This is a genomic window from Agarivorans sp. MS3-6, assembly GCF_054112545.1.
Genome location: NZ_CM134202.1, coordinates 4,446,539 through 4,460,504, shown reverse-complemented (window position 1 = coordinate 4,460,504; position 13,966 = coordinate 4,446,539). Strand labels below are relative to the sequence as shown.

Below are 13,966 nucleotides of genomic sequence, written 5' to 3'. Positions count from 1 at the left end.
TCTACAATAACAAATATATTTACTAATTTTTATATAGCTTTAGATATTTGTTTAATTAATTCTGGGCCTTTATAAATAAAACCGCTGTATATTTGGACCAATTTAGCGCCGGCATCCATTTTTTCTTTAGCAGCCATAGCAGAATCTATTCCACCTACACCAATAATAGGGATCTCAGATTTTAAATAATGATCTAATTTTCGAATAACTTCGGTAGATTTAAGTTGCAATGGGCGTCCACTTAAACCACCGGCCTCTCCAGCATGAGGCATCCCCTCTACCATTGAGCGTTCTAGGGTTGTATTAGTTGCAATAACACCGTCCAATTTATATTTAAGCAGTGAATCACTTATTTGTTCAATCTCTTCTTCTGATAAATCTGGTGCTATTTTGATCAATAAAGGGACATGTTTATTATATTGCTGACTTAATTGATCTTTACGCTCAGTCAGATCCTTTAATAGATCTTCCAATGCTTCTCCGTATTGTAAAGATCTTAAACCAGGCGTATTCGGGCTAGAAATATTAACAGCAATATAAGAAGCATGTTGAAATGCTTTATTCATGCCTATTAAATAATCATCTTTACCCTTTTCTACCGGCGTATCAAAGTTTTTACCAATGTTGATCCCTAGGATCCCCTTGAATTGACTTTGTTCGACATTATTAATTAAATTATCGATCCCTAAGTTATTAAAGCCCATTCGGTTAATTAAACCTTCGGCCTCTAATACTCGGAAAATGCGCGGCTTATCGTTACCTGATTGAGCACGAGGAGTAACAGTACCAACTTCAACAAAGCCAAAACCCATTGCGTCAAACGCTTGAATACACTCGCCATTTTTATCTAATCCCGCCGCTAAACCAACCGGATTAGGAAAAGTTAAGCCCATCAGCTCAACCGGGTTCGATGGAACATTCTGGCGATAAACCCGATCTAATAGGGTGCCACCAGTACGTTTAAACATTTCAATAGTAAGATCATGAGCACGCTCAGGATCAAGTTGGAAAATAAGTTTTCGAGCGAGTGGGTAGTACATGTAGACTCCTAGTATAAGACCCCCGAAGATGCAGGGCTTCGGGGGCAGTATTTTATACTAATTTACGGAGCAATTTAAATTTAATAGGTTTAATTCCCTCAATAATACCGAAAATTTTGCAAACTCGTGGGTATTTCCGGTCTTAAAGTCCGCTAACATGTGGTTCCATCGGTCTAACAGGGCTTCATGTGCTAATAACCAATCATCCAACGGAGTCTCACTTTCCATTTTTGCAGCCCATTTTAAAGCGCTCACCGTTAACTGACGCTGTTGCCAATCGAGATCTTCTCTAAAGGAAGAGCGCGCTAGGGCTTGCCAATGGTTATCAACACTTTGTAAATCGATTTGCTCTAAGAACCAGTGTAATCCGATGTTGGTTCCCAAGTTGAAATAAAGCTTGGCCACTTGCACGATATCTTGCTCAGCTTGCTCTGCCACTTCAGTGAGATCGAGCACGGAGTAAAGTGAATTCATTTTAGCCATCGCACAAGCAATATCTGCCGGTACGTGCTGCTGTTGCAACTCTTGCGACTCTGCATTGACCAGTTTTACTTCTTCCGCTGCGAGAACGTCCATCAAGTTTTTTTGCAATTGCAGGTAACTTGGCTGATAACGTGCTATTTGTTGAGTGATAGTTAGTGACCGGTCCCTAAGGGTTAAGAAACGACGTGTAGCTCGGCGTATAATACGACGCATGTTGTCCATCATTTTCAACTGCAGCTGGGCACTCACTTTATTATCTAAAGCTTCAATTTTCTCAAATAGATCCCAAACGCCGAACACTTCACAGGCCGTTACATAGCAGGTACATATTTCAGCAGGGTTAGCGCCCGTTTCTTCAACTAAACGCGTTACAAAATTAAAACCGGCATTATCTACCACTTTGTTAGCGAGTCGAGTCGCTACAATTTCGTGACGTAAAGGGTGATGGTTCATCTGTTCTGCGTAGCGTTTTTGCAACAGCACAGGGAACGACTTAATGAGGGTTTGGCTTAAGTAGCTGTCTTCGGTGACTTCAGGAACATTAAACCATTCTTTCAGCACCATCTTGCCATAAGCCACTAATACCGCAAGCTCTGGCCGAGTGAGACCTAATCCCTTAGATTGACGCTCAATAAGCTCCTCATCACTGGGCAGAAACTCGAGATTGCGATCTAATAAACCGTCACGCTCTAAGGCATGCATGAAACGAATGATTTCTTTAACCGTACTAGTACCTAGCTGTTCAGTGATACTAATAGACTGACCTTGTCGGTAAGCGTTTTCTAGCACAATCTCTGATACGTTTTCGGTCATATCAACCAATAACTTATTGCGTTGTTTTTCGGTTAAATCACCATTAGTTACTAGCCCATTAAGCAAGATTTTAATGTTAACTTCGTTGTCCGAGCAATCGACTCCGCCTACGTTGTCGGTGAAATCAGTATTTATACGCCCACCGTGAGCGGCAATTTCAATACGGCCTAACTGGGTAATCCCTAAGTTACCGCCCTCTCCCACAATTTTAGCGCCGAGCTGCTTACCGTTGATCCGTAAACTGTCGTTGGCGCGATCACCCACATCGGTATCAGATTCGCTGCTAGATTTGATATATGTGCCGATTCCGCCGTTCCAAAACAGATCTACCGACGAGCAAAGGAGCATTTTAATCAATGCATTAGGCGTCAGGCTGGTTTCTTTGGTCGCTAACAGCTGTTGGATTTGCGGTGTTAGTTTAATTGACTTAGCACTGCGCAGGAATATTCCCCCCCCTTCGCTGATTAGACTGGTGTTGTAGTCTTGCCAAGAAGAACGAGGTAATTCAAATAGGCGTTGCCGTTCTTTGTAGGAGCTAGCGGCATCTGGTTTAGGGTCAATGATAATATGCTGATGATTAAACGCCGCCACCAAGCAGGTATGCTCAGATAACAGCATGCCGTTTCCAAATACATCACCGGCCATATCACCAACAGCAATACAGGTGAAATCAGTGGTTTGACAATCCACGCCTATTTCTCTGAAGTGACGTTTAACCGACTCCCAAGCACCTCGAGCGGTAATTCCCATTCCTTTATGGTCGTAACCATTGCTTCCGCCAGAAGCAAAAGCATCGCCCATCCAGAATTGATATTCTTGGCTCAATTGATTGGCAATGTCTGAGAACGTAGCCGTTCCCTTATCGGCGGCCACCACTAAATAGGGGTCGTCTTCGTCACGTCGCACAACCTGATTGGGCGGGACAATTTCACCTTTAATGTTGTTATCAGTGATATCTAATAGCCCGCGAATAAAGGTACGGTAACATTCTTTTCCTGCTTCTAGCCAAGCATCTCTATCACTAGGGCTTGGTAGGCGTTTACAGACAAAGCCGCCTTTAGCACCCACCGGAACAATCACCGTATTTTTTACTTGTTGGGCTTTAACTAAACCTAATACTTCAGTTCTAAAATCTTCACGGCGATCAGACCAACGTAAGCCACCACGAGCCACCTTGCCGCCACGTAAATGAACGCCTTCGACTTTGGGTGAGTAAACAAATATTTCAAACATAGGGACCGGCTGCGGCATATCTGAAATCTGATGGGGACTTATTTTAAAAGAAATGTAGTCTTTAATTTGCTTAGCGCTATTTAATTGATAAAAATTGGTTCTTAAGGTGGCCTTAATCATCTCAAGATAACGGCGAATAATGCGGTCGTCGTCTAAGTTTTCAACGCCATCTAATAAACCAATTAACTTGGCCTCAATTTTCTCTTCGGTTTTTTCAGAGCGTTTCAGGGCTGGATTAAAACGACGCCTAAAGAGTTCCATCAATAACATTGATATATCAGGATAATTGGCAAATGTTTCCTCGATATAACTTTGGCTAAAGTTACTGCCAATTTGACGCATATACTTGGCATATGCACGCAATAATGCCACGTCTCTTCCAGAAGCTTGGGCGGCCAGTACTAAGCGGTTAAAGCCATCGTCTTCCAACTGACCTAACCAAATATCGGCTAAAGCCTGCTGGAAGTTGTCTCGATGTTTTTCAATATCTAGCTCTGTTGTTGCTACGTACATCATTGAAAAATCGAGTACCCAATACACCTTATTGTCACTGGTAGTGAACCGATACGGTGTTTCACCAATGACCCGTAAACCCATGTTTTCTAGCATAGGCAGTACATCAGATAAGTGCAGAGGCTCATTGAGATGAAAGAGCTTTAAGCGTACATGATTACTATTAATGTTTTCTTCTTGAGGCCTGTAAAACAACATGCCCAATTGATGTTCATCATTTAACTCTTCAAATTGCATGATGTCAGCGACCGCTGAACCCGGTAACACATTCTCTTTATAAGAGCGGGGAAACGCTGCTTGATATTTATCACTGAGGCGAATAGCACGTTCTTCGCCAAAGTTAGAAATAAGCGAATCTACTAATCTATCTTCCCACGTTCTAGCGGCTTCAGTGAGATTGGTTTGTAACTCTCTCAAATCAAACTCCTGATCATTGTTTTCTACTCTCACTAAGTAGTGAGTACGCGCCATAGAACCTTCGGTGAAATAGGTAGAAAACTCTACGTCTTCCTTGGAGTTAAAGTGCTGTTTAAGGATCTGCTGGCTGTCGATACGTAAAGCGGTGTTATAACGCTCTTTGGTGGTATAGATCAAACACGAGTAAAAACGCCCATAGATATCTTTTCGCACAAATAACTTCACCAAGTCCCGTTCTTGGATTTGCTCTACCCCTAAGCCTATATCCAATAACTCATGCTCAGTCGCTTGAATCAATTCATCCCGAGGATAAGTCTCCATGATATTCAGCAGTGACTTATAGGCATGTGAACCAGCGGGTAAGGCTGAATTGACCATAATCCTGGCAAGCTTCTGATTAATTAGTGGAATTTCTAAAGCGCTGCGATTGTAGATAGAAGACGCATATAAACCAATAAAGCGGTGCTCTCCTATTACCTTGCCTTTTTTATCGAAAATTTTGACACCAACATGGTCAATATATGCCGGGCGATGCACTCTCGATTTATGATTGCTTTTGTTTAACACTAAGGGAGTGTTGTTAGTCGCTAATTCTCGGCCTGCGCTGGTATAACTAGACAGTGATACAATTTGGCTCGTCACATACTCACGGTATAAACCTAAACTACCGCTCTCGTCTGGAACTAGGTGTAAATCACCTTTAGTTTTTTTAAGGCTGTAGTGGCGATAACCCATTAAGGTAAAATTGTTATCTGACATCCACTCTAAAAAAGCGGTGCTTTGCGCTAACGATTGATCATCAAGTAAACCCTCGCTGCCTGCGAGCTCAGCACTCACCGTGCGCAGTTTATCCAACATCAACTGCCAATCGTTTACCACTGCATTGACTTCATCAAGTACCGTGTTCAGCTCTTTATTTAGGCGAACTAACGCCGTTTCATCGCTTTGTCGATCAATCTCAATCATAAAAACAGTTTGGTTGCCCAACTCTGCATGCTGAACATCACTTACACCACAGATTTGATTATTTTTATCTCTATCTAATCGCATCGGTTGGTGCATCAACAAATGGGTATTTATGCCACAGCGGCTCAGCGCCATCCGCATAGAGTCAACCAAAAACGGCGAGTCCGGAACCACAATTTCTATAATTGTGTGGGTGGACTGCCAACCATGTCGACTTAACTCGGGATTGTATACTTTGATGTGTCGGTCACAAGTGTTGGTGAGGTTTAGGGCATTCCATAAACCCACGCCAACACCATATAAATCACTGTCGCTTCGGTTGGCTAAATCATCGCTACCCATGCCAGAAAACAGCCGAGAGAGAAACTCTTCAGCTAATGGAGCAGCATTTTTATCAAGTTTCTTATTAACAATTTGATAGACTTTTTTTAGTAGTACGGAGGCGTGTTGCTGCGCTCTTGTCATAACGCATTCCTTATCCTAGTAGAGTAATATTATTATTGTGTAAAACAACGGCTTATTGTTCTTTTTAGTGTAGTTGGCTTTAGAGAATTATCGATGTGACTCAGCTCAAAAGATTACAAACAATTAAACCAGTTTTTTACACTTATACAACATTGTTAACTAGGTTTTTTGAAGTGATAGGAATTTATTTTGGTTATTTGTGGTTAAAACGAAACGACCACTCACCCCGCCAGAGTTTAAAAAAGGCAAAAAACGTAAGGCGGGTATTTGGATCCGCTTACCCGTTTCGTCGGTAGCGATGACTGAGCGGGCACTACCTTTGTAGACCCGCTCAAACTCTAAGTAAGAAATATGTAAACTAAAGTAATACTGCTTCATGGCAATGGTTAGCTATTTAGGCCTTTAGTTGCTGTAAACCGTTAGTCACTTTCTCAAACAGGTCTTTACTTAGGTCCTCTAAGGCTGCCAAGCGTTCTAATTGCTTTATAATCATAGACTTTCGTTTTTCATCCAATTTAACGGTTTGGATTAATGGCGTAATTAGACGTGATGCCACCTGCGGATTCTGGGTATTTAAGATGCACAAAATGTCGGTAAGGTACTGATAACCCGAGCCGTCTTTTGCGTGAAAGTGTCGAGTATTGTTCGCAAAACTGCCAATTAACGAACGCACTCTATTCGGGTTTTCCATACTAAAACTTGGATGCTCGGTTAAAGCCTTTACTCTTTCTAAACTATTCCCTTCGCCGTAACTGGCTTCTAGTGCGAACCATTTATCCATGACCAAACCATCATGTTGCCACTGTTGCTCATAATCTTTAAACATGGCACTGCGTTGGGCTATCGCGGCGTTATTAGCTGCTGACATCGCGGCCAATTTATTGGTCATTAGGGCACTATCAAAATAAGCGGCTGAAACCAATTCTGGTTTAGTGTAAGCCACGTATTGCAAACAAGCTGCACGTAACGAACGTAAAGCAATATCTGAATGCGCTAGAGTGCGTTGATCATGCATGGCACAGCGCTGCTCAAGCTGACAAAACTGCTCGGCTAATGCCTCGGCTAAACCTTTAATGAAAAAGTCGCGAGCGCTAGCAATGGCATCGATATCAACGTGAGTAAAGCTGTCTGCTATCTCGTTCTCACTACTAATGGTTAGCAACTCAGCCAGTAAGCCTTTATCAATAGATGGGTCTTCTAATAACTGTCTGAAGGTAGCAACAATGGCTTCATCTAATAACAGTGATTTTCCTTGTTGTAAGGCGGCGACAGCTTGCACCATCCAAGCAGTGACAAGTTTTTGCATCCCATCCCAGCGAGCAAAGGTGTTAGACGCATGATTGATAATCAGCAGTAACTGCTCGGTAGAATAAGATAAATCTAACTTAACCGGCGCTGAAAACTCCTGCAGCATCACCAAAGTAGGAATGTCAGAAATGCCATCAAACACCCAAGTTTGCTGGTCTTCGACCAGTTCTAAGACCTCAGATACCGCTTGTCCTTTTATCTGCAAAGGCAACGCATTGCCGTTACTGGCCAGTAATTCAATTGAAACGGGTATATGCAATGGTAATTTTTCTGTTTGCTCTGCAGTAGCAGGGGTATGCTGACTGATGGTTAGGCTATATTGTTTATTTGATGCGTCGTATGAGCTATCAACATTAAGAATCGGTGTACCTGATTGACTATACCAGCGCTTAAATAGGCTTAGATCTTTAGCACTAGCATCTTGCATAGCATTGACAAAATCATCACAGGTTACAGCCTGGCCGTCATGCCGGTCTACGTAGGTTTGCATACCAGCTTGAAAGGCCTTCTCACCTAATAAGGTGTGCAACATACGAATCACTTCTGCGCCCTTTTCATAGACTGTTAAGGTATAAAAGTTATTCATTTCTATAACTTTGTCAGGGCGAATTGGGTGCGCCATCGGGCCGCCATCTTCTGCAAATTGATGACTACGCAACAAGCGAACATTCTTAATTCTATTGACTGCACGAGAGCCTAAATCCGAGCTAAACTCTTGATCGCGAAAAACGGTAAGACCTTCTTTTAACGATAACTGAAACCAATCACGGCAAGTAATACGGTTGCCGGTCCAATTATGGAAATACTCATGACCAATTACCGCTTCAATGCCCAAAAAGTCATTGTCGGTAGCACTTTGTTTGTTAGCCAATACGTATTTTGAGTTAAATACGTTTAAGCCCTTATTCTCCATCGCGCCCATATTGAAGAAATCGACGGCAACAATCATATAAATGTCTAGATCGTACTCTAAGTTAAACCGTTGCTCGTCCCATTCCATAGAGGCTTTTAGAGACGCCATAGCATGTTCGGTCCTACCGAGGTTACCTTTATCAACAAATAGCTCTAGAGCGATTTTTCGGCCTGACTGAGTCACAAAACTGTCTGACAACAAATCAAAGTCACCGGCGACTAAGGCGAATAAATAGCTAGGTTTTGGGAAAGGGTCTTGCCATGTTACCCAATGTTTACCATTAGCCAAGTCCCCTTGGCCTACCTTGTTACCGTTCGATAGTAGGTAGGGATATTGAGCTTTATCAGCAATAATCTTGGTGGTGTAAGTGGCTAATACATCAGGGCGATCAAGATAATAAGTAATGCGACGAAAGCCTTCAGCTTCACATTGAGTACAAAACGCATCACCCGATTGGTATAAACCTTCAAAAGCTTTATTTTCAGCTGGGTTGATATGGGTCACTATTTCTAGTTCAAAGCGTTCGGGTAGCTCGCTAATCACTAACTGTGACTCGGTAACTTGATAAGCTGAGTGCACATTTTGATTGACTTTCAAACTAATTAACTCAAGCTTTTCGCCATCGAGGACTAAATCACAAGCCTGCGCAGCTTTTCTAAGCAAGGTTGATTTAGCGGTCACTCGGGTTGAATTTGGTTCTAAATCGAATTCTAAAGCAACGGTTTCTATGCTGTAGCTGGGAGCTTGGTAATCTGAGCGATATTTGGCGATAGGTTGAGCTGATAATTCGGCCATGAAACGTCCTTGGTAATAGAATGTCGAAACGAGGGGCTTATTGTAAAAGATATTTCTGAGAGCGGCTAACGCTTTTCAACCCTAGCCAAAAGCAAAAAAGCCGGCCGAAGCCGACTTTTTACTGTTTAAATGCTTACAAAGACAATAAGCCTACAGCATTCAAAAAGACTACCGCAATGGCGATAGGAGAGATAAAGCGAACGCTCTTTGAGAACATTTGGAACGCTTGGCTTTCTAAGCCCATACCTTCTTTCACTTTATCAGCTTGGATAATCCAACCTACAAATACCGCAATAAACAAACCGCCTAGAGGCAGAAGAATATTCGCTGTAATGTAATCTAATACTTCAAAAAAGTTGGCTCCCATTGGGCTTTCTTCAAACTGGAAAATTTCCCAACCAGCAAATGAACCAATAGTTCCTAAGCTAAGCAACCACACTGCCCCGCCAGATACTATGGCTGCAACATTGCGACGGAAACCTTTACGCTCAACTAAGTAAGCTGACGTAGACTCAAGCAAAGCCAAGGCAGAAGTAAAGGCTGCGACTGTCACCATGACAAAGAATACCGTTGATACAAGTCCACCGAAAGGCATTGTCCCAAAGGCAATAGGCAATGATACAAACAATAGGCCTGGACCCGCACTTGGTTCAATACCATTGGCAAACACGATGGGGTAAATGGCTAAACCGGCCATTAACGCAACCACTGTATCGGCTATCGCAATATAAATAGAGGTTTTGGCAATAGAAGCGCCTTCAGGTAAGTAGGCACCGTAAACCATCATGATGCCCGATGATAAACTTAAGGTGAAGAACGCATGACCTAAAGCCATTAGCACGCCGTTAATGGTCAACTTAGAAAAATCAGGGCTAAACATGAAGTCAACAGCTGCTGCAAAATCGCCTGTAACGGCTGCATAAATCATGATCACTGTCAGTAAAATGAAGAGTGCAGGCATTAGTAAGGTAACAATACGCTCCAGACCTTTGGTCACACCTTTAGCTAGTACCACAACCGTACCAACAATCACTAACGTTGCCCATAAGATAAGTTGTTGCGGATCAGAAGTTAGTGCACCAAACATAGCTCCGATTTGCTCTGCACTCCCCTCGGCGGCTGTAATATCACCAGCAGCAGATTTGAATACATACGCAACGGCCCAGCCAGCGATGACAATATAGAAGCTGAGAACTAAGAAGCCAGCTAATACACCCATACCTCCAATAAAGGCCCAGTTTTTAGAACGACCATTTTCAATTGCTACTTTGGCAACCGCATTGGCGGGTGTCGAACGGCCTTGTTTACCTAAGTAAACTTCAGCCATCATTACCGGGATACCGATAAACAAAATACATAACAGATAGACAAGAACAAAGGCACCGCCGCCATTCTCACCCATAATGTAAGGGAATTTCCAAATGTTACCTAAACCTACGGCCGCGCCTGTCGCAGCTAGAATGTAGGCGAAATTACTAGACCAGCGATTACTCACTGAAGTGTTATTGCTCATGATTTTCTCTTATATTTTTGTGTTTGCTAAATGCGTCCGTGTTATAGGGCGCCGATCTAAGCATAAACCAAAAGAAATTTACAGAAAAAATGCTTTTTTATGCTGATATAACACCCTAGCTCACTATATAAAACAGACTAAGTCATCAATAAGGTATATTATCCACTGAATAAACATTCTAAAATATTGCATGTATTATTAGCAACGGTTGAATTACTACGGCCATTATTCATGGCCTTATCGGGTTTCGTGGCCAAGCGATGAGATTACAACGCCAACGTCACACAACAACAGCCCTTACTTGATAGCTTCTAGTTGGGTTTCTAGCCATGCACGCTCATAGGCGAGCATTGGATGTAATGTTTGTCTCATTTTCACCGTTTTAGCTTGCTCTGCAGTTAACGAGACCCCATTACTCATCAGCACAAATGGTGTCAACTTACCTTGCTTTTCGATAAAGCCGGCAAGATTAATCACCCCATTTACATAGCCACTTTTGGCGTAAATATGTTGCTTGAGTGGCTTTCGAGTAACACTGCGACGATATTTCAAAGTACCACTGACGCCAGCAATGGGGAGTTTATTGATTAGCGGTGCCAGCGCGGCGTCTTGTTGCCATAACTGTAGTAATTGATAGAGCATTTCAGCACTAACGAGATTTTCGCGAGATAAGCCCGAGCCATCTCGAATAACCAGTTGAGTGACGTCCAAGCCCAACGCGTCTAGCTGCTGCTTAACTAGCTCGCCTGCGACCTTATAACTCGCTGTGCGTTGCTGCTCAAAGGCCAGTGTTTTAAATAGGCTGTCTGCGGTCAAATTGTCTGACTCCACCAGCATGTATTCAAGCAGTTTTATTAATGGCGCAGATTGATGCGTATATCGGCTATCGAACATACTTAGGCGGTTTTGAAAGTTGAACTCGCCACGGTATGTCAGACCTAACTGGCTCAATACTCGACGCAGTTTAGTGGTAAAATATTGTTGTTCATCGCTAATAGAAAAACGCAACGGCATCATCTTAGCATCAGCCCTAACACAGCCTTTTAAGTGATAATGGTTATTATCACCCACTACTAGGCTTTGCTCACAATCGGTATGTTCGGGACTCACTGTAACAATCTGGTTATCTATACGTAATAAGCTAGGGTCACTTATGTGTAACTTACTCAGCTGCCCTAACTTGCCAGGCTTTAAGTTTCCATTGACACAGTTTTGGTCAATATTTAACGCACTGACTGGCGAAGCAAAACAAATACCAATGTCATTCCATACTTGACCTTGACTGCGATGGTGACCGCTAAAGGCACCGCTTTCGATGTCTATTGACGCGATCTTTTTCCCATACACTTGAGTCGCTTGAGCGATTAACGATTTCAGGTCCTTTGAGCTAAAGCTTGGGTCTCCCCGCATATGCAAGCGTAAATGCAAGCCTTGAGGGTTGGGCTTAACACTCAATTGAGTACGATAGCGATAGTCAGCGCCAAGTTGCTTAAGTGCAGCAGTTGCAGTGACGAGCTTCAAGGTGCTTGCTGGCGTTAACAGCAGTTGGCTATTTTGCGTTCCAGTTGGGCCAATGAAGCTAACAACTGCACCTCGTGGAGAGCTTAACGCGGCTTGAGAGAACGGAGAATAAACAGAAAGGGTAATAAACAGTAAACGAATAAGAAGGCGCATGTTTGTCAGCATTTATATAATCAGTAAACAGATTATATAAAAAAAGGCGAACCGAAGTTCACCTTTTCCTTTCGAAATTAACGGCCTATTGGGCAATCAATTCTAAACGCATCGCACGTTGACGAACAAAGCTACGTTTTAAGTGATTAAATGTCTTTTCTGGCATACCACTCGGTAATTCAACCGTAGAGTAGTCATCAAACAACTTTACACTACCAATGTAATCACTGCTGATGTTTGCTTCATTCGCAATAGCACCAACAATATGTTTAGTCTGAACACCGTGCTCTTTACCAGCATCAACACGGTAAGTATTCATTTCAACATCTGCAGTACGGCGTTTGCGCTTAGCGGCACCCGCTTCGTTGCGACTTGGACGATCGCCACCGCGTTCAGAACGTTCACCGCGACCTCTGTCACCGCGAGAATTGCGATCACCACGTGGGTTGCGCTCGTTATTTCCAGCGAATCGAGGAGATCGAACTTCAGGATCGGCAGGCATTTTAAACGGTCGCGCAGTTTGCGCTTGGAATAATAATGCAGTCGCTAATTCAAGCTCTGTCATACCCATACTTTCGGCTAACTCAGAAGCTATCTTCTGGTAATCAGCCAACTCGACGTTTGCAACAGCTGAAGAAAGTTTCTCTTGGAAGCTCTCTACACGCTTTTTCTCCATCTCTTCACGAGTAGGTAGTTGCATTTGGGTTATTTGCTGGCGAGTTACGCGCTCAATGTTACGCAACAAACGTTGCTCACGGTAGCCTACAAACATGACCGCTTTACCGCTACGACCAGCACGGCCAGTACGACCAATACGGTGAACATAAGCTTCAGCGTCATAAGGAATGTCGAAGTTAACCACCAAGCCAATACGCTCAACGTCTAAGCCACGGGCCGCTACATCAGTTGCAACAACGATGTCTAATTTACCAGACTTCAAACGCGTAATAGTGCGTTCGCGCATCGTTTGGTTCATATCACCGTTTAATGCGGCAACACTGAAACCTTTAGCTTCTAAACGCTCAGCAATTTCTGTGGTAGAGGTTTTAGTTCGAGCGAAAATGATTGATGCGCCATCACTATTAACTTCAAGAATGCGGGCTAGCGCTTCTATCTTATTAATGCCAGCTACATGCCAGTAATGTTGCTCAATGTTAGAGACTGTTTGTGTCTTAGCCGCAATTTTTACTTCTTTTGGCTCAGACATGTAATTTTTTGTGATGTTTTTAATTGCCGGCGGCATGGTCGCTGAGAACAAAGCGGTTTGACGCTCTTTTGGCATATCACGCATGATACGTTCTACATCATCAATAAAGCCCATACGTAGCATTTCGTCTGCTTCGTCTAGTACTAAAGCTTTAAGTTGATCAAGCTTAAGCTTGCCACGATCTAAGTGGTCAATTGTACGGCCTGGAGTACCCACGATAATTTGTGGACCACGACGTAGTTCTTTAATTTGTTGACCGTAATCTGCCCCACCGTATATGGCCAGAACACGTAGCCCTGGAATATGACGGCTAAAGTCTTTAATCGCGTCAGCTACTTGATTAGCTAGTTCACGAGTTGGCGCTAGAACTAACATCTGAGGCACGTTGAGTTTAGGGTCTAACTTTGCAATCAAAGGCAAAGAGAACGCTGCTGTTTTGCCGGTTCCGGTCTGTGCTAAGCCAAGTACATCATGTCCTTCCAGCAGTAATGGAATGGTCTTTTCCTGAATCGGAGACGGTGTCTCAAATCCAATCTCGGAAATCGCTTTTAAAATCGTTTCAGGTAGAGCGAATTGCTCAAAACTTGAACTGCTGGATTCTGTCATATTTGGCCTACAATTAATTT

Annotated in this window: 7 protein-coding genes; all 7 read right to left on the bottom strand. The window is 43.0% G+C overall.

Annotated features, from left to right (window positions below; translation table 11 throughout):
- Window positions 1-29: 29 nt before the first annotated feature.
- The 7 genes from pyrD to ACVFI8_RS20475 all read right to left on the bottom strand — a co-directional run bounded on the left by pyrD (window position 30) and on the right by ACVFI8_RS20475 (window position 13,946).
- Entirely contained in the window at window positions 30-1,040 is a 1,011-nt protein-coding gene (gene pyrD / locus ACVFI8_RS20505; protein ID WP_248711739.1) for a quinone-dependent dihydroorotate dehydrogenase, read from the bottom strand.
- Window positions 1,041-1,097: 57 nt separating this feature from the next.
- Window positions 1,098-5,930 carry an NAD-glutamate dehydrogenase gene (locus ACVFI8_RS20500; protein ID WP_457872515.1) on the bottom strand — a complete coding sequence of 1,611 codons (4,833 nt, stop codon included), beginning with the start codon at window positions 5,928-5,930 and terminating at the stop codon, window positions 1,098-1,100.
- 159 nt (window positions 5,931-6,089) lie between these two features.
- Window positions 6,090-6,308 carry a DUF2835 domain-containing protein gene (locus ACVFI8_RS20495; protein WP_457872514.1) on the bottom strand — a complete coding sequence of 73 codons (219 nt, stop codon included), beginning with the start codon at window positions 6,306-6,308 and terminating at the stop codon, window positions 6,090-6,092.
- A gap of 16 nt (window positions 6,309-6,324) precedes the next feature.
- Window positions 6,325-8,946 (bottom strand): aminopeptidase N, encoded by a 2,622-nt coding sequence (gene pepN, locus ACVFI8_RS20490; protein ID WP_457872513.1) that lies wholly within the window; start codon window positions 8,944-8,946, stop codon window positions 6,325-6,327.
- A 133-nt stretch (window positions 8,947-9,079) separates the two neighbouring features.
- Complete coding sequence (locus ACVFI8_RS20485) at window positions 9,080-10,459, bottom strand: sodium-dependent transporter (protein ID WP_457872511.1); 1,380 nt, start codon at window positions 10,457-10,459, stop codon at window positions 9,080-9,082.
- A gap of 297 nt (window positions 10,460-10,756) precedes the next feature.
- Complete coding sequence (dacB, locus tag ACVFI8_RS20480; protein WP_457872509.1) at window positions 10,757-12,133, bottom strand: D-alanyl-D-alanine carboxypeptidase/D-alanyl-D-alanine endopeptidase; 1,377 nt, start codon at window positions 12,131-12,133, stop codon at window positions 10,757-10,759.
- 85 nt (window positions 12,134-12,218) lie between these two features.
- Window positions 12,219-13,946, bottom strand: coding sequence for a DEAD/DEAH box helicase (locus tag ACVFI8_RS20475; protein ID WP_248711745.1), 1,728 nt, complete (start codon window positions 13,944-13,946; stop codon window positions 12,219-12,221).
- Between the last annotated feature and the right edge of the window lie 20 nt (window positions 13,947-13,966).